The organism is Streptomyces caniferus (assembly GCF_009811555.1).
Classification (GTDB): Bacteria; Actinomycetota; Actinomycetes; order Streptomycetales; family Streptomycetaceae; genus Streptomyces; species Streptomyces caniferus.
This window is the reverse complement of sequence record NZ_BLIN01000005.1, coordinates 291,317-317,222: the sequence shown is the minus strand read 5'-3', so window position 1 is coordinate 317,222 and position 25,906 is coordinate 291,317. Positions and strand designations below refer to the sequence as shown.

Genomic DNA, 25,906 nt, shown 5'->3' with positions numbered 1-25,906 from the left:
TTAGCCTGACTTACGTGATCACTTGGGAGAGGCTACGGGTCTTCGCGGCCGTCGCACGCTTCGGCTCGGTGAGTGAAGCAGCCGCCGCTCTGCACATCACAGGGCCCGCAGTGTCCCAGCATGTGCGAAAACTGGAGAAGGAGGTCCAATGCCAACTCGTTGAGCGGGACGGCCGTGGCATCCGGCTGACCAGCGCCGGCCACATCCTCGCCGGTTCGGCACACACCATGGTGTCCACGCTCGCGGACGCCGAACGAGACCTCGCCAACTTGCACGGTCTCGTCGCCGGACCCCTGCGCATCGGTGGTGTCGCCAGTGTTCTCCGCACACTGGTCCCTGACGTGCTGCACCGCCTCATCGAACGCCACCCCCGCCTCGAACCCTCACTGCGCGACGGCGAAGCGGTCGACATGATCCCGATGCTCCAAGCACGCCAGCTCGACGCCGTCGTCACGGAGAGCTGGGACCACCACCCGGCGCACCTGCCGCCCGGAGTACGCACCACCCTCCTGATGCACGAGGACGCCCAGTTGGCGGTTCCGGAGGGACACCCGCTGGCCGGCCGGGAGTTCGTGGCACTCGATGAACTCCACGGCGAACTCTGGACCAGCTGTCCTGCGGGGAGCGACGCGCACGAAGCACTGCGGCAACTGCTGCGCGCACACGAGGTGGAAGCGGAGGTGCGCTACTGCGTGTCCGACTACGCCACGCAACTCCACCTGGTCGCGGCTGGACTCGCAGTGACATTGGTGCCGCGCGTGGTCCGTGCCTCGGCTCCCGGCAGCGTGCGCTTCGTTCCCTGCCGGCCGACCGTGTCCCGCAGCGTGCTCGTGGCCACGGGCACCGAAACCGAAACGCCGCGCGTGCGAGCCTTCCTGGCAGAAATGAGCCGCGTCGCCAACCTCCCCGAACAGCACCCCTAGGGGGTGCCTCCTTGGTGCTGCGGTGCCAGCGGCATGTCCACCAGGGGGCGGCACAGTCCGTCGGTGTGGTCCGAGGAGCGTGTACCGCAGGCGGACGCCAGCCGGTCGGCGGCCAGGGGGCGGGCGGCGGGCAGGAACATCCGCCCTCCCGAGTCGCGGGCGGGCAGCGCCGAGGACAGCTCCATGCCGCCGGGACCGGGCTCCGGCCCTGCGAGGGGAAGGGCACCGTCCGGGTCTGGTGCCCGGTCAGGCAGGTGAAAGCCGTCGGGGGCAACGGCCGGGCCGGGGCCGGCGAGCCGGGCGGCGAGGTCGAGTGCGGTCAACCCGGACCACGTCTGGGCGGGGGAGCGGTTGGTCCGTACGTGAGGAGGGTGGATGGGGGGCAATGCGCCAGCGTGAACAGGGCGTTGGCGCTCGGGGGCGTGCAGTGGCTCCGCCTCCCCGGACAAAGCCAGGTCGATCACACCGAACGCCGTCTCCTCCCAACCCAGTCCAGCGTGGGGGAGTTGCCCCAGGACGACGCCAGCAGTTCCTGCCCGAGCCGACACCGAGTTCCTGGGGCAGGTTTTCCCAGGCGATTGCTGTGTGCAGCCCGAACTGGAGGCCCTGGAACGCCAGCCGGCCCGGATGCCGCTTGCGCCCGGTATGCCGAGCTCGGTGCTCTACCTTGGGCAACAGCGGCTCAACCACCGCCCACCGCTCGTCCTCGACATGCCAGGGCTTCGGCCGAGCCCGTCTGCACCACAGCAGCGTTCGGTGGCGTGCGCGCCATGTCATGACGCACCTGGTCGCTGTCCATGTCGTAGCCCGCGGGCGATGGCGCGAATCGTGGGATGCGTGTCGTTGACGCCACCACCCGGGGCCAGCAGGCTGAAGACGTGCAACGACATCGCATCGTTCTCGTGGTCTTCGACGGCTTCCAAGCACTGGACCTGGCCGGTCCGCACGAGGTGTTCCAGCACGCGGGGACGTTCTCAGGCGGTTACGACTGTCAGATCCTCGCGCCCACCGCCGGCCTGGTCCGGTCGACCAGTGGCCTTCCCGTAAAGGCCGGACACGGTGTGGCCGATCTCGACCCGTGCGGGATCGACACCCTGGTGGCGGTGGGCGGCAACAGCGTCGACCAGGCGGCGCAAAACAGCGCGCTGACCGAGTGGATCGCCGCGGCCGGGGCATCCGCCCGCCGCGTCACCTCGGTGTGCAGTGGGGTGTTCCTGCTGGCAGCCGCCGGCCTCGTCGGGGGCTGCCGGGTCACCACCCATTGGTCCCGTGAGGAGCAGCTCGCCCGGGAGTACCCGGAGCTGCGGGTGGACTGCGACCCGATCTTCATCAGGGACGGGAGGGTATGGACCTCGGCCGGTGTGACCGCCGGTATGACCTCGCACTCGCCCTGGTGGAGGACGATCTGGGCCGGGACATCGCCCATGCCGTCGCGCAGGAACTGGTGCTCTTCCTGCGCCGGCCCGGCGGCCAGTCGCAGTACAGCGTACCGCTGTGGTCGCGCCAGCCGTCCAGCGACCCGATCCGGAACACGGTCTCGGCGATCCACACCGATCCAGGGGCCCGACACGGCATCGCCGATCTGGCCGCTCACGCGGGCCTGAGTCCCCGTCACCTACAACGCCGGTTCACCGCCGAACTCGGCACACCGCCGGCCGCGTACGTGGAGAGGGGGCGCGTGGAGGCGGCACGCCGCGCCCTGGTCGAAGGCGACGATCCCGTGGAAGCCATCGCCCACCGGTGCGGCTTCGGCAGCGCGGAGACGCTGCGGCGCTCCTTCCACCGTCAGGTCGGCATCGCGCCGTCCGAGTACCGGGACAGATTCGGATCCATCAAGGAGTACGCATGACGGCCTATGGGCTGTTGTTGTCCGAGCGGGTCGAGGAACTGGACTTTGTCGGTCCTGGGAGGTCTTCACCTCCTCCGCCATGATCCGGGCGCAGGGAGACACCACCGTGCTGATCGCCGAGCGGCGGGACCACGTCCGTTGCAACAAGGGCATGCGGGTGCTGCCCGACCACACCTTCGACGACCACCCGCCGCTCGACGTGCTGCTCGTGCCCGGCGGGAACGGGACCCGCACCGAGGTGACCAACCCCGTCCTCATCGAGTGGATCCGCCAAGCCTCCGCCCAGGTCGCCTGGACCACCAGCGTCTGCACCGGGGCCCTGCTGCTGCACGAGGCGGGCGCGGCCCGCGGCCGCCGGGTGGCCACGCACCACGCCTTCGAGGACATCCTTCAGGCACGCGGGAACATCACCGTGGTCCCGTGACGCGCGCTATGTGGTCGACGGCGAACTGGTCACGAGCCAGGGCGTGTCCGCCGGCATCGACATGGCACTGTGGCTGGTTGGTCAGCTGCACGGCCGCGATCACGCCCGTGCCGTGCGCCGATACATCCAGTACGAGCCTGCCCCGCCCTACCTCGCTGACGAGCCGACTGCCCGCTGAGAATCAGACCAGCGCCGGGACCGGCCCGATCGGGGGGACAGGCCGGCCCCGGCGCTCTCACCAGGCGCAGAGCAGCACGACCGAGCCTCAAGACGGGCGGCTGCCGCCGGCCCCTCTCCAGATGCTCACGCACCGCGGGGCAGAGATACTGCTCCTCGGCGACGGAGTGCCGCGCGAGTTCGATCCGTCTTCTGCTGGTTGTGCATGCTGATGGCCGCGTTTTTCTGATCGCCGCGGCTGGAGTGGTCCGTTCCGCCACGGCTCAGCGCCGTCAGGTGGTGGCGGCGTTGCCGCCGTCCGCCCGTTCCGCCACATAGCGCTCCAGCCAGGACGGGAACTCCGTCAGGTCCGCGAGCACCACCTCGGCACCGGCGTTGCGCAGCACCGTGGCATCGCACGGGCCGGTGGCGACCGCGACGGACAGAGCGCCCGCGGTGTGCGCCCCGACGATGTCACCGACGTGGTCGCCGACGTAGACCTGCGCGTCGTGCTTGCGCAGCGCCTCGGCCTTGCCCTCCGCCCACAGGGAGCCGAAGAGGGCGTCCACGTCGAGGCCGAGGTGTTCCAGGTGCAGCTTGGCGTTGGGCTCGTACTTCGCGGTCACCACGATCGCCCGGCCGCCCGCTGCGTGGATCGCGTCGATGGCCTCCCGGGCGCCGGGCAGGGCGGGCGTCGCCGCGACCGCGTACTGCGGATACAGCTCGCGGAAGAGAGCGGCGGTCTCCGCCACCTGCTCCTCGGGGAACCAGTGTCACCTGGCGGTAGGAGACGACCAGGACGGCCAGCAACCCGGCGATGGCCAGGGTGATCGGCAGCATCGCCGTGAGCGCGCCCGAACAGGCGGCCACCAGCACGATGACGATGGCCTCCGGGCCGTAGGCGACCGAGCTGAGGGCGTCCAGTGACAGGGCGGCCAACCCCTGGATCACGGTCAGGTGGGACTTTCCGCCCTCGCCATGACGCCGTGGGACCTTGGGGTCAGGTTTCTTGAGCGCAAGCCGAGCGTCACGTGAAACTCACTCGTTCGGCCGTTAAGGCATCAACCTCACCCTGACGTTCTGACAGCCAGTGTGGACCTGGCATGCCCCCATGCCCCGGGGCCCGAGTACCGAACGGAACAGAGAATCGGAACGGGTGGGTTCAGGGGCGCGTGAGGGTGTCGATTTGTGCAGCGAGGTCGGGGTGGGTGGCGGTCAGGTGGGGGCGGGTGTCGTTGAGGGGGCGGATGAGTTCGGCGGGGTCGTCGTGGGCAAGGGCCGCATGAAGCTGGCTGAGGGGTCGGCGAGCCGTGGGGGGCAGGTCGGTGAGCGCGGTGATCTGACCGGCGACGCGGCGCAGGTCGGCTGCGTTGCGGCGGGCCCAAGTGGCGGTGGTGCGTTCGGTGGCACGGCGTTCGCGGGTGGCTCGGACGCGTTGTTCTCCGGTGGTTCCGGCGGGGCCGGGGCGGCCGCGCAGGTAGCGGCGTTCGGCGGCCTGGCGGCTGGCGACGCCGAGGGGGTGGGCGAGGTCGGCCCAGCTCGCTCCCGCGTCGCGGGCGGTTTCGATCAGCCCGGTCTCCCATCCGGCGAGCTGCTCGCGCACCTGCCGCAGCAGCATCAGGGAGGCCAGCGCCTGCTCCGGACCGTGGCCGGGCGCATCCGGGGTGTCCGGGGTCTCTCGCCGAGCGTCGCGGAGGGCGTCGTCTATGGCGTGCAGGGCCGCCGCGGCGGCCAGGAACGACGGCGGGCTGTGGGCATTCGTGCTGGTCGTGGACGGCTGGTCGGCTGCGGTCACGGGCACCTTCCTCTCGTTGTCATCATGTAGACGACATCGTGTTTGTCATCCATTGGATGACATGTTACAACGGTGTCAGTGAGGCGCATTGGCAGTAACTGCCTGAACCTGCTGGAGGTGTTTTCACGATGTTGATGCGCACTGACCCCTTCCGTGAGCTGGACCGGCTGGCGCAGCAGCTGACGGGCCCGGGTACCTGGTCCCGCCCCTCGGCGATGCCGATGGACGCCTACCGCCAGGGCGACGAGTATGTGGTGGCCTTCGACCTTCCGGGCGTCCCTGCGGACGCGATCGACATCGACGTCGAGCGGAACATGCTCACCGTCAAGGCCGAGCGGCGGCCGGTGGCGAAGGCCGACGACGTGCAGATGGAGCTGTCCGAGCGGCCGCTGGGCATCTTCTCTCGCCAGATCGTGCTCGCCGACACCCTCGACACCGAGCACATCCAGGCCGACTACGACGCAGGCGTGCTCACCCTGCGCATCCCGATCGCCGAGCGCGCCAAGCCCCGCAAGATCTCCATCGGCGTCGGATCCGGCCACAAGGAGATCTCCGGCTGACACCGGCCGGACGGGTGCGCAGGGCGGGCACCTGACCTCCCCTCACCCCGCCCTCCGCACCCCTGGGCAGTCCGAAGAAGAAGGGGTGGCGGCTGAGATGACTCTGCGACGCGAAGCGTTCCTCGGCCACGTGAAGGAACGCGGCGAGTACGACACTCTGGAGGAAGTCGAGCGCGCGGCCCGTGTGGTGCTCGCCCTCCTCGGAGCGCACCTGGTCGGCGGCGTCCGTGCCCAGCTGGCGGCGTGCCTGCCGGAGACGTACGCCCTGATCCTGCTCAACCCGCTGACCAGTGCCGAGCCGCTGTCCCCGGAGCGGTTCGTCCGCGCAACCGCGGCGTGGATCGAGGGCGCCACCGAGCAGACCGCCTCCTGGGACGTCAGCGCCGTGCTGTCCACCGTCACCGACGCCGCCGGAGAGGACCTGCTCGGCCAGATCCTGCTCCAGCTCCCCGCTGGCTACGACCTGCTCTTCGGCCGCCCCCAGCCCACCTGACCATCCCGCACGCCGGTGCCCGCGCACCGGCCACAGCAAGAAAGGGCAACCACCCCCGTGAGCTCCAACCGGCACGCACCGCCCCAGCGGCCGTACGGGACGGCATACGAGCAGATGCTGGAGAAGGTCCGCTATGAGGGCGCCTACCCCACCCGCGAGAGAGCCGACGAAGCCGTCCGCCTGGTTCTTGCCGGACTGGGCCGCCAGCTGACCGGCGACGAACGCGTCGACCTGGCCGGCTGCCTACCCCCGCAAGCAGCCCGCGTGCTGACCGCGCAGATTCCCGCCCCCCAGCCGCTGACCGGCTGGGCCTTCGTCAAGGACCTCGCCGCCCGCACCGACGCCTCCCTGGCCACCACCCGCTGGGACACCGGCTCCGTCTTCTCCGCCGTCGCCGCCTACGCCGGCCCCGACCTGATCACCCGCATCCTCCAACAACTCCCCACCGGCTACGCCCTGCTGTTCGGCCGGGCCGAACTCACTCCAGCCGCGTAGACGGCGACGTACCTACTCGGGGCGGGCGCGACAATCACTGGTGCCGCGCCCGCCCTGCGCCCCCGAGGAGGAGGCCGCCGAGCGGGCGGCCGACGGCCTGGAGGGCCGGTAACCACCTGTTCGAGCCTGGGTACCGCTCGATGGTCTTACCGGCAACCTGAGCGGTCATAGCCATCTCCTCCCCGCCTGGCCGCAGTTGAAGTCGCTGATCCGCCGCCGGTCGGCCCGGTGCCTGGCCGCTCGGGCGGGGCACGGTCGTGCCCTGTGCGGGCGTGGTCCCCGCCGAATCGTGCACGGCCCGGTCCGCCGAACTCAGGGGTTTGGTGGTGCCGTGGATCCGCTGTACGGTCCGCGGCCACACACCTGGATACTGAGCACCATGCGCACTGACTTCGATCCCGCTGCCATGTCCCGCAACGAGTTCTACAAGCTCCTGACCGCGGTGGTGGTGCCGCGGCCCATCGCCTGGGTCTCGACGATCAGCCCTGATGGTGCTTCTGCGAACCTGGCCCCTGCGAAGTTCTGAGGGAAGTGGCATCGGTCCGGAGGACGTTAGTGCAGGTCAGGGCGCTCCGGCAAGGAACTGATAGCGAGCCGCGCTCCTCCGCGAGCTTCACCCACAGGAGGTTCTTCGTCTGCTGGTGGTACCTCGGCAACGCATCGCTGACCTGCGCACATACCAGCCATGGATAGCTCGTAGGAGTCGTTGGCCCGGGGATGGTCCGGATCTTGATTGATGTGGGCCGTGGAACTGCGGCTTGGCTCGGACGGGTTTTCGCCTCATACGGTCCCACCTGGCACAGGTTGTAGATCGCGTCTTGTGCGGTCCAGGGTGTGTGATATCGCGTGAGAGGTGAGGAACCCCTGGCGCACCTTGCCGCTGGGGGCGGTCTTCGACTTCCCGGCCGAGCACTGGATCCCCTTGCGGGCCACGAATCCGATGGAGTCGACCTTCTCCACCGTCCGGCTGCGGACCCGTGGCGCCGCAGCCCTGGCCATGGTCCTCAAGCTCATCGAGTCCGCCCAACAGCGGTGGCGGGGGCGGGTGGTCAACGCGGCTCACCTCGTCCCCCCTGCTCAGCTCCACGTTCCGGGCCACATTGCGTGGCAGTTCGTCCTCTCCAACGACGTGCCCGGGTGGGCTGTGTATTGGTCTGTCCGGGTGATAGTCGAGTCAAGAGGGTGGTGTTCCATTGGCCATTTCGGGTTAATGGTGGTGACCATTCCGGTGGGTTGCCCATCTCTCCGGGGAGAGATGGGCAACCCCTGTGGCGCGCGGGTGCGTGGTACATGTCGGCGTGCCCGCTTTCTGTCCCGGTGTGCAAGCGGTGATCCGGTTCGCGTATTCCGGCGCCATGCGACGCGGGCCCCGGTGGGAGTTCTTGGGCGGCCCTCTCAGCTGAGAGAGGTTTGTCATGGAACCGATTACGGGTTGGTGGGGAGCTCCGGCGGTGGCCGGCGGGGTTCGGCCGGTTGTACCGGCCGGTGGATCCGAGGTGGCCGCGGTACGGGGGCTTGCGGTCGCGCCGTTCAGTGCGGCGTTCTCCACGGTGACGATCCCGGCGGGCACGAGCCCGCTGGCGGTGGCGGTGGCGCCGAACGGCAACGTCTACGTCGGCAACGCCAATTCGAGCAACGTGACGGTGATCAGCAGCACCACGAACACCGTCCTGGCCACGGTCCCCGCCGGCTCAGGCCCGGCCATGATTGCGGTGGCGCAGAACGGCAACGTCTACGTCACCAACCAGAGCTCGAACAACGTGACGGTGATCAGCAGCGCCACGAACACGGTCCTGGCCACCGTCCCCGTCGGCGGGGGCCCGTTCGCGCTGGCGGTGGCGCCGAACGGCAACGTCTACGTCGCCAACAGCACGTCGAACAATGTGACGGTGATCAGCAGCGTCACGAACACGGTCCTGGCCACCGTCCCCGTCGGCGCGGTCCCGGACGCGGTGGCGGTGGCGGCGAACGGCAACGTCTACGTCGCGAACCGGAACGCGAACACCGTGACGGTGATCAGCAGCGCCACGAACACCGTCCTGACCACCCTCCCCACCGGTGGTTTCCCGGGCGCGGCGGCGGTGGCGCCGAACGGCAACGTCTACATCGCCAACCAGACCTCGAACAACGTGACGGTGATCGACAGCGCCACGAACACGGTCGTGGCCACCGTCCCCGCCGGCACGGTCCCGGGGGTGATTGCGGTGGCGCCCAACGGCAACGTCTACGTCACCAACACCGTTTCGAACAACGTGACGGTGATCGACAGCGCCACGAACACGGTCCTGGCCACCGTCCCCACCGGCGGGGGCCCGTTCGGGGTGGCGGTGGCGCCGACCGGCAACGTCTACGTCGGCAACAGCAGTTCCAACAACGTGACGGTGATCAGCAGCACCACGAACACGGTCCTGGCCACCGTCCCCGTCGGCGCGTTCCCGTTCTCGGTGGCGGCGGCGCCGAACAGCAACGTCTACGTCACCAACGCCAACTCGGCGAACGTGACGGAGATTTCGCCGTTGACGGTGACGACCTCGCCGGCGGCGCCGGTGTGCGGGCAACCGGTGACGTTCAGCATTTCCGGGGGGACCCCGAACGGGAGCGCGGTGGTGGACTTCGGGGACGCCAGCCCCACGGTCACCGTCCCCCTGGACGCCACCGGGAGCGGGCAGACCACCCACACCTACACCGCCGGTACGTTCACCGCGACCGTGAACGGCAACCCCACCCCCGTCACCGTGAGCCCCAACCCCACCACGACGACGCTGTCGGTGACGCCGAACCCCTCCACCTGCGGTCAGAACGTGACCGCATGCGCGACCATCACCCCGGCACCAGCCACCACCACAGTGCCGACCGGCACGGTCACCTTCACCCTCCCCAACGGCCAGACCCAGATCGTCCCCGTCAACGCATCGGGGCAGGCCTGCTTGACCACCACCGCCCTGACCACCGGCACCCTCACCGCCACCTACAACGGCGACAGCTGCTTCACCGGCTCCAACGCCAGCACCCCCGTCACCGTGAACCGCACCCCCACAAAGCTGACCGCGCAGCCAGGCACGATCCGGCTCCGGCTGACCCCGCTGCCCGAGTTCTACATCCCCACCCTCAGCGCCACCCTGACGACCACCTCGGGGATGCCGGTGGCCGGTCAGCCGGTGACCTTCACCGCCACCACGCTCTTCGGCCCGGTCAACCTCGGCACCGCCGTCACCGACGCCAACGGCACCGCCACCATCCACAACGCCATCGTCCCCGTCTTCGCCATCGCCACCCCCTTCTACACCGCCACCTTCCCCGGCACTTCCTGCTACACCGCCGCAACCGACCACGGCATCCTGCTGTTCATCCCCCTCCCAGGCTGATCTCACCGGCTCCGAAACCCCACGTCACCTGATCTGCTGCGACGGGAGAAACACGCCGTGGCCCGACTGGACGAGCCGGCCGACCAGTCGAGGGGTTTGGCGACACGCGTGGATTCCAGAGGCGGGGCTCCGGCCGTGAGGGCGGCTCCAGCATCGGCACGGTGATCGGCAGACCACGGCGCAGGAGGGGCGGCAGAACAACCTGACTCCGCGTCGCGAGCCGCGCTTGGAGGGTGCCCCAGCGACGGTGATGACGGCAACGACGGCACACATCGGCTGCCAAACGGCCACTCCGAGAAGGTGGGTTGAGAGCTTAAAGGTACTTTAGGAACCACGTATAGGAGGCGGTGTGAATCTGCCGCCTCCTATACGGAGTAGAAAGGATCCAGCATGCTCGCGCGGCTTCCCCTTCCCTGCCTGTTGCTCATGGCAGCTTTCGCCACCTTCATCCTCTGCCTCTACGTAGACAGGACATTGAAGGTGCGGAAGCTTACGGCGACGTTTTTCGTTCTTTCCGTCGCAGGCTGCTTCGGCATGATCGTCGTTGGGGGTCTCCAGTATCACCCCTGGAGTCCTGAGCAGATGTTGGTTGAGTACTCCTTCACCTGGACCGGGATGACGATCGGCCTTCTCTGGCCCAGGAAACGCTTTCTCGAATACTGCGATGAATGGCGCCGAGGCATAAGAAGGGAGACCTACGAGTACTCGAAATGGTGGGTGGCGGGGGCGGTGACCTCGGTCAGCCTCATGAGTATCTTGGGATTCATTCTTGCGACCTGACGGCCACGGCCCGCCATCCACGCGGCGTACCGGGCGCCCCGGCGCACGTCGCTCCGCTCCGGCCATCACAAGACGGCCGGGGCGGCGGCAAGGCCGTTCAGCCGCGGGGAACCCTGAGTTGAGTGACGCAGCACAGCAGGCTCCGGTGGGCAGCAGGCTCCGGTGGAAGGCGTGGACCAAGCCCTTGACGGTGTCGGTGCCGCGTGGCGAGTTGAGGTAGGGCCTCAGGCGACGTTCCACCTCCTGGACGCCGGGCTGGGCGGCCATGTGGCGGGCGACGGCGTCGCGGTCGCCCTCGTACTCGATGACCCGTACCAGTGTCGTGTCGCGCAGGAACACCGGCGGTGGACAGGAGGTGGGCGACCGGCGCGCCGATGCCGGGGACCGACGCGGAGCCGACGCGGCGGACTCGTCGGGTTCGGTACGCGGTCCCGGGGTTGACGGACGAGACGGTCGAGGTCGTAGAAGATGACTCCGTCGATGACGCCATGGGCGAGGTCAGCGAGCAGCTGGCGGAACTCGGGACGCAGGACCATCCAGTCGATGGCGCCGTCTGGTTTGACGACCTTCCGCTTTTTGAAGGCCGAGGTGTCGTTCTCCCGGTAGATCTTCGCAAACGGACCCCAGCGCAGGCGGCTCCTGGAGTCCTCGGCGTCTTCGAGCTGGCGGTCGACGCCGGCTTCGAGACCGAAGCGGTCGGAGGAGATGCGCAGATAGGCTCCCGGCCGTTTGGGGGCGTAGGCAGCCAGGTGGTCGTAGAGGTTGAGGGTGACCTGGCCCCCACGGGCGTGCGCGGGGACGTCGAAGTCCCCCCAGACAGTCACGGCTGTCGTCATGGCGTCGGCTCCTGGTGCTCGTCGGCTCCGATACCGGGCACTTTCCGCCGAACTCAGGGGTTTGGTGGTGCCGTGGATCCGCTATAGGATCCGCGGCCGCCTCCTGGATACTGATCACCATGCGTACCGACTTTGATCCCGCTGCCCTGTCCCGCAACGAGTTCTACAAGCTCCTGACCGCGGTGGTTGTCCCGCGACCGATCGCCTGGGTGTCGACCTATGACCCATATAGTGATTCAGCGAACCTGGCCCCCCACTCCTTCTTCACGATCGCCAGTGTGGCGCCGCCCGTTGTGCAGTTCAGTTCCGTCGGGCGCAAGGACACTCTGCGCAATGTCGAGGCGACCGGGCAGTTCGTGGTCAACCTTGCGCCGGAGGGGCTCTTCGAGCAGATCAATGACACGGGCACCGACTTCCCGCACGGGGTGAGTGAGTTCGAGGCGGCCGGGATCGCCACCGAGCCGAGTCTGCGCGTCAAGCCTCCGCGGGTGGCGGCCTCGCCGGTGGCGCTCGAGTGTGAGGTGCACAGCACGCTGGGTATCGGAGATTCCACCGTCGTGTTCGGGCGCGTGGTGCATGCGGTGGTCTCGCAGGACGTGCTGGTCGACGGGCATCCCGAGATCTCCAGGATGAAGCCCCTGTCACGGATGGGGAAGGACGAATGGGGCACGGTCGGCGAGGTCCGGGAGATCTCCCGTATCCGGCATGCGGACTGGCGGGGGCCCGCGGGCGATCTTTAGGGAGGGGAGTTCGCCTTCTCGGGCCTCCCGCCCCGCCTCTCGTCCTACGCGTACGGGATGCGTCGGAAGCTGTGCCCCGTTCGCGCACGGGTGGTGTTCGACTTCGCGACGTTTGGTGAGCGTGCGAGCACACACCGGATCTGGGCCCGCAAAGCGACGTCGACGGCGTTGTGTCGCCGGTGGGCCCCGGTGGGCATCGACGGTTCAGTTGGTGGCGGGGCCGGTGATCCAGTAGCTCCAGAGCTCCAGTCGCTGACTCACGGGTGAGCGCGCTCGCGGGCGGCGGAGCCGCGGATTTGCAGGCCGTCGAGGAGGTCCTGGGTGGCGGCGGCCACGGCTTCCACGGCCTGGTCGAACACCTCGCGGTTGTGGGCGGCCGGGGCGCGGAATCCGGAGACCTTGCGGACGTACTGCAAGGCCGCGGCCCGGATGTCCCTGTCGGTGACCTCGGGGGTGGTGGGCGGACGGAGCGTCTTGATGCTGCGGCACATGAGTCCAGTCTGCCTCGGAAGCCGGCAGTTATCCGTCGAGTCCGGTCATCCGCATGGTGATGTTGAGGCGTCCGCCGGCCAGGCCGCACGCGGGGTCTCCGGTGCCCAGTCTCACCTTGGGCACTCCGTGGTACGCGAAACGGGACGGACCGCCGAAGACGAAGAGATCACCGGAGGCCAGCTCGATGTCGGTGTACGGCTTGGTGCGCGTCTCCGTATTGCCGAATCGGAAGACGCAGGTGTCGCCGATGCTGAGGGAGACCACCGGCGCGTCGGAGCGCTCCTCCTTGTCCTGGTGCATGCCGAGCTTCGCCTGGCCGTCGTAGAAATTGATCAGTGCGGTGTCCGGCGTGTAGTCGTCGCCCGCGGAGGGATCCTGGTACGCCTCGACCAGTGCCCCGCGGCCCAACTCGACCATCCAGTAAGGGAATTCGGCCACTCGGGCGCCGTTCACGTCATCGGCCGTCCGGGTGTAGGCGTAGGGCTGCCAGTGCCAGCCGATGCAGACGGTCTGCACGGACATCACTCCGCCGCGCGGAAGCTTGGTGTGCCGGATCGGGGCCGGGCCGCGCGCCCAGTCGCGGCAAGCGGTGACGAGCTCGCGCTGCCGGGCCGTGCTCAGCCAGCCGGGGACATGGACGGCACCGGCGGCGATTTCCCGGGGACCTGCGGAGGCGTGACTCCGGCCGGCCGCGGTGGGGTGGAGGGGTCCGGGGTCCGCGGGTTCCCCGATGTCCTCGAAGCCGGGAAGTGGCGTGCTCATGTGCTCCTGCCTTGCCTCATCGCTCGCTGTCTACAGCCTGCCACGGGCGTGCCGTCGGCCGGCGGGCCGGTAGTGGGTAGGTGACCCAGCCGCGGTCGATGGTCCAGGTGCTGCCGTCCGCCGTGACCCCGCGCATGCCCTGCAGGGTCGCCGCCCCGGCCAGGGCGGGGACGCGGGAGTCGCCGAGGGCCGCGAGGCCGTAGGTGCGCGCCGGGTCCCAGTCGGTGCTGTGCCGCAGCCGGCGGCTCATCTGGGCCCAGCCGAGAGGTGCGGCGGCGACCACCCAGGCGTCGGGCTCGTCGGCCGTGAAGCGACGGGCCGCCCGGAGCCAGGACGCGGCGGACTCCGGCCAGTCGACCACGGCGAGCACCGGCAGCCGCCCGAGGGCCCGCCAGGAGTCGGCGAACGCTGCAGCGGCCGAGCGCGATGCGGTGTCCCGGCTGTGACCGACGACCACCGTGGCGATACGCATGCGGGGCGCGGTCAACAGGTCCAGCAGGGCGGCAAGTTCGGCGTCGGAGTGCTGCGCGGGGGAGGGGAGGGCGCCGTATGCGGCCGCTTCCGCCGGGGAAAGGAGGGGAGAGGCCAGGGGAGGGGATGTCATGAGGGGAGGAAGGCCGGGAGCCGGAGAGAACCGGGCTCAGATGAGTGTGGGCTGGAGGGCGCCCTCGTGCGTGAGCAGCGCGGTTTTGCGTGCGACGCCCGCCGCGTAGCCGCGCATCGTGCCGTCCGCGCCGATCACACGATGGCAGGGGCGCAGGATCAGCAGGGGATTCGCGCCGATCGCGGCACCCAGGGCTCGTACATCGGACCGGGGCATGTCGAGGAACTCGGCGAGTCGGCCGTAGGTGGTCGTGGTGCCGTACGGGATGGCTTCCAGGGCCCGCCAGACGCGCTCCTGGAATTCCGTGCCGGTGGTACGGAAGCCGAGCTCGAAGCGGGTGCGGTCCCCGGCGAAGTAGGCGCGGAGCTGTCGGACGGCCTCGGCGAAGGGGTAGGGGTCACGTCGCCAGTGCGGTTGAACGGTGGCGGCGCCCCGCTGGTCGGGCATGGAGAGGGAGGTCAGGGCGGTGCCGCCGGGCGCGGTGGGCGATTCCTCGCCGACGAGCAGCAGCTCGCCCAGGGGGCTGTCGAGGGTGGTGTAGCGCGTGGCGGTGGTGGGCGCGGTGCCGGGCATGGTGGCGGTGTTGCGCGTGGTGGCGGTGGTGGCCGCAGGGGAGGTCATGGCGCTTCCTTGGTCGTGGGGAGGACTTTCCTTTCCCCAGTCTGAGGGGCCGGTCTCGCCTCGGCTGGCGGAAATCGGACGTCACGATGGCGGCGTTGATCCTTCACGGTCGGTCGCCACCGCCACGTCGGCCCCGCCACATCGGCCCTGCCACGTCGGCCACCGGCGTGTCGCTCCGCCGCACGGGCAGGGGGCGACACGCCGGGCGAGATTCTTGTGGTGGCTACCTCAGCTTGCGTCAGCTATGTCAGGTCGATCTGGAACACCCTGTCGGAGCCCGGCTCGCCCTCGCCGCTGTTGTCGGCGTTGGTGGTCGTCAGCCACAGGGACTTCGTGCCGGGTACGGATTCGACCGTGCGCAGCCGCCCGTAGGTGTGGGCGTAGTACGCCTTCGGGGTGCCCGCACTGGCGCCGTCGACCGGGATGCGCCACAGGCGTTCGCCGCGCAGGGCGGCCATGTAGATCGCCCCGTCGGCGTAGGCGACCGCGCTGGGCGAGGCCTCCGCGACCGGCCACTGACGCTTGGGGTCGGTCATCCCGGAGGTCGAGCAGCTGCCCTCGCACCGGGGCCAGCCGTAGTTCTTGCCCGGCTCGATGAGATTCAGCTCGTCGTAGGTCTGGTCACCCAACTCGCCTTCCCACAGCCGGCCCTGGGCGTCCCAGGTGATGCCCTGAGGGTTGCGGTGGCCGTAGGAGTAGACCAACGAGTGGAAGGGATTGCCGGGGGCCGGCTTTCCCTCGGGGGTCATCCGCAGGATCTTGCCGTTGAGCGATGTCCTGTCCTGGGCGAGATCGGGTGTCCGGGCATCGCCCGTGGTGGCGTAGAGGTAGCCGTCGGGGCCGAACTTGATACGCCCGCCGTTGTGGTACGTGTTCTTCCTGATGCCGTCGACCACCACCTTGTAGTCGGCGAGCGCGCTTCCGTCGAAGGTCATGCGCGCGATGCGGTTGCCTTCGGCGGCGGTGTGCATCACGTACACGTAATGGTCCGCATTCCAGGACGGCGATACGGCGATGCTCAGCAATCCGCCCTCGCCGCTCGTGGTGACGACGTTCGGGACCTCGCCGACCTGCCGCTTCGTACCGTCGAGGGTGAGGGTGTAGACCTTGAACGCATCGCGCTCGGTGAGCAGGGCCGATCCGTCCGGCAGCCAGCTCAGGCCCCAGGGGACGGACCAGCCCGTCGAGACGGTCCTGGGCGAGCCGGGCTCGGAGGCAAGGTGATGGGTTCCGGCCGCGTGACGCGTTCCGGCGACGTCACGGGGCCCGGCGCCATGGCTCGTGCCGGGGGCCGAGACGAGAAGCCCGATGGCCAGGGCGGAAGCGAGGGCCATGGTCCACCTGGTGCGGTGTGCTGCTCTGATGGGCGTGCGCATGAGGTCCTCCAGCCAGGAAGGGGCGACGGGCGCTCCCTCGGGACGGGTGTGCCGCGTCGCCGAGCTGAGAGAAGAGCTTCCTGCTGTTCGGCCCTGGAAGCTACGGCGCCTCGGATATGGGGCCGGAAGCTACTGCGCCTCGGACATGGCGCGAGGCGGGAGGAAGTGAGGTACCTGGACCGTTGCGAGGGCGAGTTGACGGCTCAAAAGGCTGCCGCCGTGGACGAAGGCGTCCACGGCGGCGTGTTGATCAGAGGTGGGTGCTGGGGAGGAACGGCCGGCCCTGAGAGAGGCATGGGACCGGGTTCCCTCGACGATCAGGGGTGGTAATGCTCGGCGATCTCCGTCGCGATGCCGTCTTCCACGGTGACCCGGACGCGGAGGGCATTCGTCTTGGCGGACTCCACCAGCTGCGCTTCGGTACAGGGGGAGGTGCCGTAACCGTCATCGTCCATGGTGACGTTGCCGTCCGACGTGCACATGGCAGCGGCCCCCAGGGCCTTGGTCTGCGGGCCGACGGCGAAGGCCTGCTCGGTTCCGGAGTCCGGGGCCACGGTCATCTTGCCGGGGGCCAGATACTTGAGGACGCCGTTCCAGGTGCCGCTCACACCCTTCCCGTCGGGTGTCGACCCGGAACCTGCTGTCGCGCCGGAGCCGGCGCCGGCACCGCTCGTGCTGCCGCCGCCCTTTCCGCTGCCGCTGCTCTTCCCGTTGTCGCGATCCGCCGTGCCGCCACCCGTCTTGGTGCTGCCACCGCTGCTCTTCCCGGCCTTGGTCGCCTTCCGGTCCGGCGTCGCCTCGCCCTTGGTCTCCGGTTCGTGCGCTACGTCTCCGAGGGCCGCTGCCTCCTTCGACACATCCGAGGCATTGGGCCGCGCCGAGACCTTGGTGCTCGCTTTCGTGCCGTCGTCGCTGCCGCAGGCGGTCAGGGAGAATGCGGCAACGGCGACCAGAGAAGCGGCGGCGATCCGGCGCCCTCGGCGGAAGGCGGAGCCGGCGGACGCCGCGGTGCGGTGGACGTCTGCGTCGACCTCGGAGGCCTTGTTCCAGGACATGAATCCCCTTTGCGTGCACTCTGCCGCACACTGTCTCTGCGGAATCGCGACGTGCTGCGTTGGCGTGCGGATGCGCGTTGCTATCGGCCATGCGTGTGGGACATGGCGCTTGTGCCGCTTTCCGTCAGCGGCACAAGCGAAAGCCTGGTGCCGGTCGCTGCCGATCTGCTAACGCATCACTAACGCGGCCGCCGTGCGCGCCTACGCCGCCTCGACGACCTCCGCGCGCACTGCCAGCGTCCAGATCTCCAGCAGCACCGCATACTCCGCCATGTCCTGAGCCGACCACGCCACACCGCGACGGGCGCGGACGAATCGCCGGATGGATTCGTTCGCCTCGGAAGCAGGAACGGGCGCAGCTGTAGGGGCAGAAGGAGTTGGGGACATATGAGCCATGCTAGGGGCAGACACTGACAACGCAGACCCGCGCGCGGTGTCCGGACGCCCGCAGGGGGCGCCCGGGCCGATGTCCTTACGCCACCTCAACTTCCTGACCAGCAACGACAGTCGGCCCTGCACATGACGCCCCATGCCTGCATGTGTCCATTCCCACACGCTCCGCGATCACCTGGGGTGACGGAGCGGGCCTGCGCGCCCGCTCCGGACCTGGCGCGGCCGGCAAGTCCGCCTCACCCACCTGCCAACGGTCCGCCCCTCAATGGAGGAAGAGGCAGAACGGGTGTCCCGCAGGGTCAAAAAGCACCCGAACATCGTCCTGTGGCTGGAACTTGGCAAGTGATGCACCCGCCGCGACGGCATGGGCCTCGGCCTCCGCAAGGTCATCGACCCGGATATCCAGATGCAGCATCTTCTGCTGCTCCTCGGGCCGTTCGGGCCACACAGGAGCCTGATATCCAGGCTCGGACTGGAACGAGAGTCCCGTCCCTCCGTCCGGGCATCTGAGCAGGACCCAGTCCGGTTCGCTGGCTTTCACCTCCCAGCCGAGCAGCCGTCGATAGAACTCCGCAAGCGCAGGCGCATCCGCGCAATCCAGCACCACCGTCGCAAGCTCAAACCGAGGCTTCCCCGCCACCATCGCTCGCTCCCCTTGACGCACCGGCATCTGTCCGTACGGCGCGGCCCCGGCTCGCGACCCGCCCGGGCGGACGAGGCTCGCGCCGTGGCCGCGCGAGTGCTCCCCCGATCGGGTGAGGCCTGACGGCCGTCCTTGCGATCACTGAGGACGCCCGGATCCTTGTCGGCGCCGCATGCGCGAGCCATCGCCGCCCCGTCGTTCCGTGCCCCGCAGCCCTCCACGAGCGCACCGCTGAGCTCCGCCGGACCCGCCGTTGTCAGTGGTGCCCCCTACCGTGGCTCTCGTAACCATCCGAGCTGCTGGCGCTTCTCGGACCCGCCCCGCTCCCGTGACAGCGCACGGGAGCGGGGTACACATTCGGAAGGTGGGGGAGGGTGGCTCCGCGGGAGGTGGGCACCCGTCCGTCCGGTGGCAGAGCGCGCAGGTCCGTGCTCTCCTCAGGCGGGCCGGGCGGCTGTGGGTGACGATGGAAGGGCCGAGGTGCAGCGCCGCCCGTGCAGCGGTTCCGGGGATCGACGCCCGGAGCACCTGCCGTGTCGTATCGGGAGGCCCCGATGGATTATCCGGAATGCTATGAGCTGGTATTTCAAGCCCCTGCCGTCGAGGACGACGTAGTGATCGTCCGTCGTACCGAGCGGGCCGGAGCGGGCGGCTATCCGGTCTACGAGGACGAGTCGGGGATCGTGCGCGCGGAGATCAGCGACCGGGGCGAGGTCCGCATGCTGGCCAGCGGGGGACATCAGATGCTCCGGACGCCGATGCTGGCGCGACCTCTGACCCCGTGACCCCCTGACGGTGGTGCGGAGTGGGCTCGTCCGCCGGGGGCGTTGTGTGGGCGAGCCGCTTTACGCTGTGTGGGGGTGCGGTGGCTCTGCGTGCTTGACGGGCGGTGGGTGGCGCGTGGCGGGCTGCGGATGCGCTTGCACACGGAGCTGGAGTGGCCAGTCGAGGCGGACGCTCTTGGCTCTGGGTGACCGGTTGCATGTCGTGCGTCGTTGCGCCGAGCCGCAGCCCGCCGCAGCCGCGGAGGCGTACGCAGTCGCCGCCGTCATCGCGTGCGTGGAAGAGGCTCCGAATGTGCACGCGTGGCTGCGTCGGCTGATCCGTTCGGCGGCTCAGAGGCCCCGTAGGTGGTTCCGTTTCGGAGGCGTCCGTCGGCCGTCGGGCAGGGCGAGGGGCTTGCTGTCCCTGGTGTCCTCGCTGCTCTCCTGGCCTTCGCCTTCGCCAACCGGGCCGACCTGGGTGACCTCGCCGTTCTCGGCGGGATCGGGCTCGGCCCCGGATGCGGCCGACGGCGACGGGTAGGTCATCTGGCCTTCGAGCACGGCCATGGCGCGTTCGAGCGTCTCACCGGTGACCTGCATCCGGATCCTGGCCAATCGTTCTAACTCGCTGCGCGACACCACGTCAGCGTACCTGGCGTGAGTTCAAACCTCGCCACGACCCAAGAATCCGTGACGATCGGGTAGTTGGCGGCTCGTTTGCCCTCAACCCGGACGCGCCTCAAGTGCCCACGCGCGCGACCTGGTGCGCGATGGGCCTGGACTGCCGGCAGTCGCTCAGCGTCCGTCCGGGAGCTGCCCGTGGCCGCGTACCGCGAGGGCAAGGCACGGGTGCGAGTGCGAAGTGGGGTGTGGGGGTGGGGTGTCGGGGCGCGGCCGGGCAATGCGGTGGCAGTGGCGCGAGGCCCGCTGCTTGGATGCGCGGTGTGACCTACCTGGAGCTGGAAGACCTTCCTGCCCTGCTGGAACGTCTGGAGCACTACTACGATGCCGTCCCGCGCTCCGGAGCCCGGGCTGAGAACTTCGGGGCACTGACGCTGCTCGTCCGTGAGGGGCAGGGGTGGCCGTTCTCTGCGTGCCCGGCCCTGGGGCGGCGCGGAGAGGTGCGTGCTGCCGATGTGTACCGGGTGCGTCTCCGGCAGCGGGAACTGGGCGTTCCGGAGAGTTTCGAGTGGGTCGCCGAGGCCGCGCCCGCGCTGCGGGCCGCGGTCGAGCAGGCGGGGCCCTTCGTGCGCGCCTATCGGGCGACGGCGGGGCGTTGTGTGCCGGGCAGCACCGGCCGGTCGGGAAGGTCAGCGAAATCGTCGGAGTGGGAACTCTGCCGGCCGCGCGCCGCCGTGGTCTTGGGCTCGCGGTGACCGCGGCGCTGGTGGCCGATGCACGATCGCGAGGCGTGGAGACCGTTCTTCTGTCCGCGGGCGACGAGGATGTCGCCCGGCTCTACGCCCGGCTCGGCTTCCGCTCCGTGGCCACCGCACTGATCGCCGAGCCCGGCGACTAGCTGTATTGATCACGAGCGTTGTTAACGCTGGCTGGGCTTGATCATGGCGAAGACCTCCGGTGTGGTGGAGCTGTCTAGGACTGCACCGCACGGAGGTCTTCGTGTCCCACCGTAATGCCCGGCTGACCGTTCACGGCAGGCGGCTGCTGGTCGAGCGCGTCCGTTCCGGGCGCCCCATCGCACACGTCGCCGCCGAGATGGGCATCTCGCGGCCCACCGCCCACAAGTGGCTGCGTCGCTGGAGAACGCAGGGCGAGGCCGGGCTGCACGATCGTCCCAGCCGGCCGCACACGACACCGCACCGGACTCCTCTCGCGGTAGAGGACCAGGTATGCCGGTTGCGGCAAGACCGGAAGCTGGGCCCGGCTCGCATCGCACCGATCCTGGGCCTGCCGGCCTCGACCGTCCACCGGGTCCTGGCCCGGCACGGCCTGAACCGCCTCGCCTTCCTCGACCGGCCCACCGGCCAGGTCATCCGCCGCTACGAACGCAGCAGGCCCGGCGAGCTCGTCCACGTGGACGTGAAGAAACTCGGCCGCATACCCGACGGCGGGGGCTGGCGCATCCACGGCCGTGCCGCCTGCCCCGACCGCCGCCGCACCACAGGCTTCGACTACATCCACTCCGCAGTCGACGACCACAGCCGCCTCGCCTACAGCGAAGTCCACCGGGACGAGAAAGCCGCCACCTGCGCGGCCTTCCTGCAGCGGGCCGCAGCCTTCTTCGCCGCCTGCGGCATCCTGCGCATCGAACGTGTCCTGACGGACAACGCCTGGCCCTACCGCAAGAGCTTCGCCTGGCGTCAGGCGCTTGCAGATCTCGGCGCGGCCGGCAAGCTCACGCGCATCTACCGGCCGCAGACCAATGGCAAGGTCGAACGCTTCAACCGCACCCTGCTCGACGAATGGGCCTACCTACGGCCCTACACCAGCAACGACGAACGAACCGCCGCACTGGACACCTTCCTGCACAGCTACAACCATCACAGGTGCCACACCGCACTCGGAGGCAAGTCACCCATCAGCCGCGTGAACAACCCTGCGGGTCAATACAACTAGCGGCTGGTCGCCCCTTCGTCTCCGGCATTCGGGGCCTCTTTCCGGGGCCTCCGGCGCGTCGATGCGCGGGGGAGGGGCGTGGCACGCGGTCGTCGTCGCTGGCCGCGTGCGTCGGCGGGCCGATGCATTGGTATGGACATGTGCAACGCGTCACCTCTAACCTACCGTTGGTCTAGACCGCAGCTCTGGCGGTCCTAGATGCAGCCCTAGTGGCCGGTGCAGTGGTGTAGTTGCTGTCGTACGTCGCCTGTCCGTGAACTTGACCGCTCGATCGACGCTCCTCTCCCGAGGCTCGCCCCGTACATCGGGGGCCCTTGAGATGCCTGATGCACCTCAACTGGCGTTCCCCATACGGCAATTCGCTCACTCACCCGCCATTCGTCCATTCGGTCAGTCCCCCCACACGCAGCGGCCCCTCCCGTCCGGAGTCCGGCCGCGCGAAGGAGTCACCGCGATGAGATCACGTATTGCCGCGCTGCTGAGTGCCGCCACGATGGCCGCGAGCTTGGCCGCCGTCGTACCGACGGTGCCCGCGGCCGCCACAGTGCGCTGCTCCGACTGCGCCACGGCTCAGGCAGGCGCCGACGCCCATGCCGAGGGGTTCGTCGTCAGCGAGGCGCAGTTCAACCAGATGTTCCCGAACCGGAACGCGTTCTATACGTACAGCGGCCTGACCGCGGCCATCAGCGCGTATCCGGAGTTCGCGAACACCGGGAGCGACACCGTGAAGCGCCAGGAGGCCGCGGCCTTTCTCGCTAATGTGAGTCACGAGACCGGCGGCCTCGTCTACGTGGTGGAGCAGAACACCGCCAACTACCCCCACTACTGCGATGCCGCCCAGCCGTACGGGTGCCCGGCAGGCCAGGCCGCCTACTACGGCCGCGGTCCGATTCAGCTGAGCTGGAACTTCAACTACAAGGCGGCGGGCGATGCGCTCGGCATCGACCTGCTGCACAATCCTTCTCTGGTGGAGCAGGATGCCGCCGTCGCCTGGAAGACCGCCCTTTGGTACTGGAACACACAGACCGGGCCGGGCACCATGACCCCGCATCAGGCCATGGTCGGCGGCGCCGGGTTCGGCGAGACCATCCGTAGCATCAACGGCTCCCTGGAGTGCAACGGCGGCAACCCCGGCCAGGTGCAGAGCCGGATCAACAGCTACACGAGCTTTGTACAGATCCTGGGGACCACGCCTGGCGACAACCTGAGCTGCTGACGGGCGCGCGGAGGCGGTCGGCAGGCCACCGGCCGGCATGCCGGCCGCCGGCGCCAGTCGCCGACTTCCGGCCGTCGATGCCCAACCGTTGACGTCCACTCGCTGGTGCCCAGCCGCTGGGGTCCGGCCGTCGGTGCCCGACCGCCGACGTCAAGCCGCCGGTGCCCCAACGCGTGCGGTCGTGGTGGCACCACACCGCTCCCCCCGGAAGAGGCTGGAAACGGCCTGCTTCCCCCGGGTCGTCAGCAGCGAGCGTGGGCGGTGATGTCCGCGCCGAATTCGTCGATCATTTCGGGGGTGACGGTCGGGCGGCACTGGGCGATGGCGGCGAGATAGTCCTCGGTGCTCGCCCCGAGCCGGCCGTGCCCGCCCGTGCCGACTCCGATCGCCTCCAGGTCCCGCTCGAAAGACGTCTGGGCGGCCACCCGTGCGGCGTGCTCGATGTCGGCCGGGGTGAACAGCTCACTGGCCGCCACCAGCGCCGCGACATCCACATCGGCCCGGCCGTCCGTGTACCGGGACCAGATCGCCGACCGGGCCGCCGCGTCCGGCGTACCGATCGGGATCAGGTAGTCGAAGCGGCCGGGGCGCAGGAACGCCGGGTCGAGCGAGCGGATGGAGTTGGTCGCGCACACCAGCAGCCGTTCGTCCCGCTCCCGGAAACCGGGTATGAGCTTGAGCAGCTCGTTCGTCACCCCGTGCAGCCCGCCCGGCTGTGCGGCCTCGCTGCGGATCGGTGCGATCTCCTCGACCTCGTCGATGAAGACGAGGACCCGCTCCAGCTCCGCGATCCGGGCGAACGCGCTGCGCAGGGCGGCCGCCAGATTGCCCTCGTCGGCCAGGCGGGACGGCAGCAGCTCGACGAACGGCCAGCCGAGCCTGGCCGCGATACCCCGGGCGAAGGTGGTCTTGCCGGTACCCGGGGGACCGAACAGGGCGATCGCCCGCGGCGGCCGGACGCCGTGCCGGGCGGCTCGTTCCGGCTCCGCCAGCGGCAGCACGACACGCCGCTCGATGAGGTCCTTCTCCGCTTCCATGCCGGCCACCTTGGCCCACAGGTCGGTGGGCAGGAAGCGTCCGCCGAGGTCGTCCAGGAGGCTGGCCGCGGGCCCGTGATGCGGCTCGACCTTCTCGAAGTAGGCCACCGCGGGCTGCCGCGTATAGCCCGCGTTGAGCAGCCCCTCCCCGAGCAGATCCTCCTCGGGAAGCACATAGGCGATCCGGCTCACCCGGGCGGCGATCAGCCGCCGCTCCAGCTCCACCAGCAGCGCACTCGCCAGCCCCCGGCCGCGCCAGGCCGAAGAGATCGCGATCCGCATCACCCAGCCCCGCTCACCGGCTACGCACGCGAGCGCCGTGCCGATCGGCACACCCTGGTGGACGGCGACCACGGCCGGCTGCCGAGAGGTCAGCGCGCTGATGCACTCGGCGAGCGAGAAAACGGACTCCTGTCCGAGCTCGGCCGTGGAGTCGATCAGGTGGACCACTTCGGCGAGATCGTTCTCGCGGTAGTCGTGGATGAGCCAGTTCACCGGTACCGCCCCTCATTGGTGATGTTGGTGATGTGGTGGCAGTGAGGCTAGGGGCGGCGGGGGAGCGGGGCCCGCTCCATCGTGAACAATCCGGAGCGCGGATCGCTACGGTCCGTATGTAGCCAGATCCGCGGCGGCCGCGGTCCGACCACGGTACGTGGTGGTGCACCCGAGCTGTCCGCCCGGTGGCCCGACGATGGTGCGGGCGGCGGGGCAACGAACCCGAGGCCCGGCGCCCGCCTTCCGGCTCCCACCTCCTCTGACCGGCCGGAATCCGTTGGCTGGCCGGGCCCGCCCGGTGGCATGCTGTGCGGCGTGAACGGTCCTGAGATCCATGTCAGCTTCGCCTCTGAGCTGCACCTTTTCGTGGCATCGGAGTACACCACCACCGGCTCCGCGCCCGTGGTGACCGATGGTTCGTCGACGCTCGGCCATGTCGTCGAATCGCTCGGCGTCCCGCTCACCGAGGTCGGCAGACTCGTCGTGGACGGGGTCGAGGTCGCCGCCTCCCATGTCCCGGGGGCGGGCGAGAACATCGAGGTGCAGGCCGTCGAGCGCCCGCAGCGGATCGCCGGCGCGCCTCTGAGGTTCCTGCTCGATGTGCACCTCGGCACCCTGGCGCGCAGGTTGCGGCTGCTCGGCGTCGACGCGGCGTACACGAATGAGGACCCCGGTGACGCGGCGTTGGCCGCCCTCTCCGCGAAGGAGCGGCGGGTGCTGCTCTCCCGGGACCGGGGCCTGCTGCGACGCCGGGAGATCTGGGCCGGCGCGTTTGTCTACAGCGACCGCCCCGACGATCAACTCCCGGATGTACTGGGCCGCTTCGCCCCCACGCTCGCCCCCTGGACGCGTTGCACCGCCTGCAACGGCCGGCTGGCCGACGCCGACAAGAACTCGGTCCGGGGGCACCTCGAGCACGGCACGCAGCGCACGTATGACGTCTTCGCGCAGTGCACTGCCTGCGGACGCGTCTACTGGCGAGGGGCGCACCATGCGCGGCTGGAGGCGATCGTCGAAAAGGCGCTCCGGGACAGTACGGCGTGAGGTGAGGTGGGCGAGTGCGCCCGCCGAGCCGCTCAGGCTCGCCCCGGGGCGGCGCCACCGCCGCGCCCGCGGGGCCGGACCCGACCTCGGATATGTCATGGGACGCGGCTGAGGGCCTGTCGGCTCAGCCCCTCAGCCGTACGAATTCCTCACATCGGGTGAGGGCCTTGAAACGCCCTTGGAGTGTCTTTGGACTGTCTTTGGAGCGTCCTTGGATTGCGCATTGTGCGTTTTTGGGCGGCGGTGTTTGTGTGTGGGGGGGGCTTGCTCGTGACACGATCCGTTGCTCGACGCGTGGCGAGGGTTGCCGTCTGTACCGACGTTCGGACGGTAACGGGAGTGGGCGTCAACCAGCGTTTCTGGCAATTCATTTGAGGCCCTGACGCGCGCCAGGTCGGCTGAAGTCGTACC

General features: G+C 69.4%; 24 protein-coding genes and 8 pseudogenes. 17 read left to right on the top strand and 15 right to left on the bottom strand.

The features are described 5' to 3' along the window. Positions 1-14 precede the first annotated feature (14 nt). Positions 15-923, top strand: coding sequence for a LysR family transcriptional regulator (locus Scani_RS18105; protein WP_159477265.1), 909 nt, complete (start codon positions 15-17; stop codon positions 921-923). Here Scani_RS18105 and Scani_RS41040 read toward each other — a convergent pair. Together Scani_RS41040 and Scani_RS41035 are read right to left on the bottom strand one after the other, a co-directional pair. Beyond that, positions 920-1,309 (bottom strand): hypothetical protein, encoded by a 390-nt coding sequence (locus tag Scani_RS41040; protein ID WP_246296492.1) that lies wholly within the window; start codon positions 1,307-1,309, stop codon positions 920-922. The genes Scani_RS18105 and Scani_RS41040 overlap by 4 nt on opposite strands. A gap of 142 nt (positions 1,310-1,451) precedes the next feature. Beyond that, positions 1,452-1,700 (bottom strand): annotated as a pseudogene (locus tag Scani_RS41035) (transposase); the annotation flags it as partial. Positions 1,701-1,801: 101 nt separating this feature from the next. Between Scani_RS41035 and Scani_RS18090 the strand changes: the two are divergent. Together Scani_RS18090 and Scani_RS18085 are read left to right on the top strand one after the other, a co-directional pair. After that, positions 1,802-2,772: pseudogene (locus Scani_RS18090) on the top strand (GlxA family transcriptional regulator). After that, positions 2,769-3,374 (top strand): annotated as a pseudogene (locus Scani_RS18085) (DJ-1/PfpI family protein). Before Scani_RS18090 ends, Scani_RS18085 begins: the two co-directional pseudogenes overlap by 4 nt. 271 nt (positions 3,375-3,645) lie before the next feature. Here the strand turns inward: Scani_RS18085 and Scani_RS41985 are convergent. Both Scani_RS41985 and Scani_RS18070 read right to left on the bottom strand, forming a co-directional pair. Beyond that, positions 3,646-4,125, bottom strand: a pseudogene (locus Scani_RS41985) (HAD family hydrolase); the annotation flags it as partial. 389 nt (positions 4,126-4,514) lie between these two features. Next, a complete protein-coding gene (locus Scani_RS18070) occupies positions 4,515-5,147 on the bottom strand; it encodes a type III effector protein (protein ID WP_159477256.1) in 633 nt (210 codons plus the stop codon). Positions 5,148-5,275: 128 nt separating this feature from the next. Between Scani_RS18070 and Scani_RS18065 the strand changes: the two genes are divergently transcribed. The 7 genes and pseudogenes from Scani_RS18065 (at position 5,276) to Scani_RS18035 (ending at position 10,840) form a co-directional block, all read left to right on the top strand. Next, the gene (locus Scani_RS18065) at positions 5,276-5,707 is read left to right on the top strand and encodes an Hsp20/alpha crystallin family protein (RefSeq protein WP_159477253.1); all 432 of its coding nucleotides are present in this window, start codon (positions 5,276-5,278) and stop codon (positions 5,705-5,707) included. A 97-nt stretch (positions 5,708-5,804) separates the two neighbouring features. Continuing rightward, positions 5,805-6,200 (top strand): DUF2267 domain-containing protein, encoded by a 396-nt coding sequence (locus Scani_RS18060; RefSeq protein ID WP_159477250.1) that lies wholly within the window; start codon positions 5,805-5,807, stop codon positions 6,198-6,200. Between the two features lie 114 nt (positions 6,201-6,314). Further along, entirely contained in the window at positions 6,315-6,695 is a 381-nt protein-coding gene (locus Scani_RS18055; RefSeq protein WP_268831256.1) for a DUF2267 domain-containing protein, read from the top strand. 379 nt (positions 6,696-7,074) lie between these two features. After that, a pseudogene (locus Scani_RS18050) lies at positions 7,075-7,218 on the top strand (flavin reductase family protein); the annotation flags it as partial. Positions 7,219-7,587: 369 nt separating this feature from the next. Next, positions 7,588-7,764, top strand: a pseudogene (locus tag Scani_RS18045) (IS256 family transposase); the annotation flags it as partial. A gap of 427 nt (positions 7,765-8,191) precedes the next feature. Next, positions 8,192-10,060, top strand: a complete 1,869-nt coding sequence (locus Scani_RS18040; RefSeq protein WP_159477244.1) for a virginiamycin B lyase family protein — start codon at positions 8,192-8,194, stop codon at positions 10,058-10,060. A gap of 390 nt (positions 10,061-10,450) precedes the next feature. After that, on the top strand, positions 10,451-10,840 hold the full coding sequence (locus Scani_RS18035) for a hypothetical protein (protein ID WP_159477241.1): 390 nt from the start codon (positions 10,451-10,453) through the stop codon (positions 10,838-10,840). A gap of 207 nt (positions 10,841-11,047) precedes the next feature. Here Scani_RS18035 and Scani_RS41020 read toward each other — a convergent pair. Then, positions 11,048-11,179, bottom strand: a pseudogene (locus Scani_RS41020) (SchA/CurD-like domain-containing protein); the annotation flags it as partial. Between the two features lie 101 nt (positions 11,180-11,280). Next, positions 11,281-11,676 (bottom strand): annotated as a pseudogene (locus tag Scani_RS18025) (recombinase family protein); the annotation flags it as partial. Between the two features lie 119 nt (positions 11,677-11,795). Here Scani_RS18025 and Scani_RS18020 point away from each other — a divergent pair. After that, complete coding sequence (locus Scani_RS18020) at positions 11,796-12,416, top strand: flavin reductase family protein (protein ID WP_159477238.1); 621 nt, start codon at positions 11,796-11,798, stop codon at positions 12,414-12,416. Between the two features lie 257 nt (positions 12,417-12,673). On the opposite strand, the gene Scani_RS18015 is transcribed toward Scani_RS18020, so the two are convergent. From Scani_RS18015 to Scani_RS17980, 7 genes are all read right to left on the bottom strand, one after another. Further along, positions 12,674-12,907 (bottom strand): DUF2277 domain-containing protein, encoded by a 234-nt coding sequence (locus tag Scani_RS18015; protein ID WP_159477235.1) that lies wholly within the window; start codon positions 12,905-12,907, stop codon positions 12,674-12,676. A 28-nt stretch (positions 12,908-12,935) separates the two neighbouring features. Beyond that, positions 12,936-13,670 carry an alpha-ketoglutarate-dependent dioxygenase AlkB family protein gene (locus tag Scani_RS18010; RefSeq protein ID WP_159477232.1) on the bottom strand — a complete coding sequence of 245 codons (735 nt, stop codon included), beginning with the start codon at positions 13,668-13,670 and terminating at the stop codon, positions 12,936-12,938. Between the two features lie 16 nt (positions 13,671-13,686). Further along, positions 13,687-14,274 carry a hypothetical protein gene (locus tag Scani_RS18005; RefSeq protein ID WP_246295965.1) on the bottom strand — a complete coding sequence of 196 codons (588 nt, stop codon included), beginning with the start codon at positions 14,272-14,274 and terminating at the stop codon, positions 13,687-13,689. Between the two features lie 36 nt (positions 14,275-14,310). Beyond that, positions 14,311-14,847: a methylated-DNA--[protein]-cysteine S-methyltransferase gene (locus Scani_RS18000; protein ID WP_159482192.1), complete on the bottom strand. Its 537-nt coding sequence runs from the start codon at positions 14,845-14,847 to the stop codon at positions 14,311-14,313. 290 nt (positions 14,848-15,137) lie between these two features. Next, positions 15,138-16,229 (bottom strand): PQQ-dependent sugar dehydrogenase, encoded by a 1,092-nt coding sequence (locus Scani_RS17995; protein WP_159477230.1) that lies wholly within the window; start codon positions 16,227-16,229, stop codon positions 15,138-15,140. Between the two features lie 359 nt (positions 16,230-16,588). Next, positions 16,589-17,326: a hypothetical protein gene (locus Scani_RS17990; RefSeq protein ID WP_159477227.1), complete on the bottom strand. Its 738-nt coding sequence runs from the start codon at positions 17,324-17,326 to the stop codon at positions 16,589-16,591. Positions 17,327-17,981: 655 nt separating this feature from the next. Beyond that, positions 17,982-18,362 carry a VOC family protein gene (locus Scani_RS17980; RefSeq protein ID WP_174872719.1) on the bottom strand — a complete coding sequence of 127 codons (381 nt, stop codon included), beginning with the start codon at positions 18,360-18,362 and terminating at the stop codon, positions 17,982-17,984. Between the two features lie 554 nt (positions 18,363-18,916). On the opposite strand from Scani_RS17980, the gene Scani_RS17975 reads away from it, so the two are divergent. Then, positions 18,917-19,147, top strand: coding sequence for a DUF6296 family protein (locus tag Scani_RS17975; protein WP_159477221.1), 231 nt, complete (start codon positions 18,917-18,919; stop codon positions 19,145-19,147). A 330-nt stretch (positions 19,148-19,477) separates the two neighbouring features. Here the strand turns inward: Scani_RS17975 and Scani_RS17970 are convergent, their stop codons facing one another. Beyond that, entirely contained in the window at positions 19,478-19,765 is a 288-nt protein-coding gene (locus Scani_RS17970) for a hypothetical protein (RefSeq protein ID WP_159477218.1), read from the bottom strand. 305 nt (positions 19,766-20,070) lie between these two features. Between Scani_RS17970 and Scani_RS17965 the strand changes: the two genes are divergently transcribed. The 4 genes from Scani_RS17965 (at position 20,071) to Scani_RS17955 (ending at position 22,919) form a co-directional block, all read left to right on the top strand. Then, on the top strand, positions 20,071-20,502 hold the full coding sequence (locus Scani_RS17965) for a hypothetical protein (protein WP_308686629.1): 432 nt from the start codon (positions 20,071-20,073) through the stop codon (positions 20,500-20,502). Then, a complete protein-coding gene (locus tag Scani_RS41980) occupies positions 20,403-20,645 on the top strand; it encodes a GNAT family N-acetyltransferase (RefSeq protein ID WP_308686579.1) in 243 nt (80 codons plus the stop codon). Before Scani_RS17965 ends, Scani_RS41980 begins: the two co-directional genes overlap by 100 nt. Before the next feature lie 101 nt (positions 20,646-20,746). Then, positions 20,747-21,703 carry an IS481 family transposase gene (locus tag Scani_RS17960; protein ID WP_159477215.1) on the top strand — a complete coding sequence of 319 codons (957 nt, stop codon included), beginning with the start codon at positions 20,747-20,749 and terminating at the stop codon, positions 21,701-21,703. A gap of 454 nt (positions 21,704-22,157) precedes the next feature. Then, positions 22,158-22,919, top strand: a complete 762-nt coding sequence (locus Scani_RS17955) for a chitinase (protein ID WP_159477212.1) — start codon at positions 22,158-22,160, stop codon at positions 22,917-22,919. Between the two features lie 242 nt (positions 22,920-23,161). On the opposite strand, the gene Scani_RS17950 is transcribed toward Scani_RS17955, so the two are convergent. Continuing rightward, a complete protein-coding gene (locus Scani_RS17950) occupies positions 23,162-24,451 on the bottom strand; it encodes an ATP-binding protein (protein WP_159477209.1) in 1,290 nt (429 codons plus the stop codon). A gap of 315 nt (positions 24,452-24,766) precedes the next feature. Here Scani_RS17950 and Scani_RS17945 point away from each other — a divergent pair, with 315 nt between their 5' ends. Beyond that, the gene (locus Scani_RS17945) at positions 24,767-25,495 is read left to right on the top strand and encodes a Mut7-C RNAse domain-containing protein (protein WP_159477206.1); all 729 of its coding nucleotides are present in this window, start codon (positions 24,767-24,769) and stop codon (positions 25,493-25,495) included. The last annotated feature ends 411 nt before the right edge of the window (positions 25,496-25,906 follow it).

What these genes read in the sequence shown, in the direction of transcription:
- Scani_RS18065 (WP_159477253.1), top strand. Translation starts at nt 5,276, where the DNA reads ATGTTGATGCGCACTGACCCCTTCCGTGAGCTGGACCGGCTGGCGCAG.
- Scani_RS18060 (WP_159477250.1), top strand. Translation starts at nt 5,805, where the DNA reads ATGACTCTGCGACGCGAAGCGTTCCTCGGCCACGTGAAGGAACGCGGC.
- Scani_RS18055 (WP_268831256.1), top strand. Translation starts at nt 6,315, where the DNA reads ATGCTGGAGAAGGTCCGCTATGAGGGCGCCTACCCCACCCGCGAGAGA.
- Scani_RS18035 (WP_159477241.1), top strand. Translation starts at nt 10,451, where the DNA reads ATGCTCGCGCGGCTTCCCCTTCCCTGCCTGTTGCTCATGGCAGCTTTC.
- Scani_RS18020 (WP_159477238.1), top strand. Translation starts at nt 11,796, where the DNA reads ATGCGTACCGACTTTGATCCCGCTGCCCTGTCCCGCAACGAGTTCTAC.
- Scani_RS18015 (WP_159477235.1), bottom strand. Translation starts at nt 12,907, where the DNA reads ATGTGCCGCAGCATCAAGACGCTCCGTCCGCCCACCACCCCCGAGGTC.
- Scani_RS18010 (WP_159477232.1), bottom strand. Translation starts at nt 13,670, where the DNA reads ATGAGCACGCCACTTCCCGGCTTCGAGGACATCGGGGAACCCGCGGAC.
- Scani_RS18005 (WP_246295965.1), bottom strand. Translation starts at nt 14,274, where the DNA reads ATGACATCCCCTCCCCTGGCCTCTCCCCTCCTTTCCCCGGCGGAAGCG.
- Scani_RS18000 (WP_159482192.1), bottom strand. Translation starts at nt 14,847, where the DNA reads ATGCCCGGCACCGCGCCCACCACCGCCACGCGCTACACCACCCTCGAC.
- Scani_RS17995 (WP_159477230.1), bottom strand. Translation starts at nt 16,229, where the DNA reads ATGGCCCTCGCTTCCGCCCTGGCCATCGGGCTTCTCGTCTCGGCCCCC.
- Scani_RS17990 (WP_159477227.1), bottom strand. Translation starts at nt 17,326, where the DNA reads ATGTCCTGGAACAAGGCCTCCGAGGTCGACGCAGACGTCCACCGCACC.
- Scani_RS17980 (WP_174872719.1), bottom strand. Translation starts at nt 18,362, where the DNA reads ATGGTGGCGGGGAAGCCTCGGTTTGAGCTTGCGACGGTGGTGCTGGAT.
- Scani_RS17975 (WP_159477221.1), top strand. Translation starts at nt 18,917, where the DNA reads ATGGATTATCCGGAATGCTATGAGCTGGTATTTCAAGCCCCTGCCGTC.
- Scani_RS17955 (WP_159477212.1), top strand. Translation starts at nt 22,158, where the DNA reads ATGAGATCACGTATTGCCGCGCTGCTGAGTGCCGCCACGATGGCCGCG.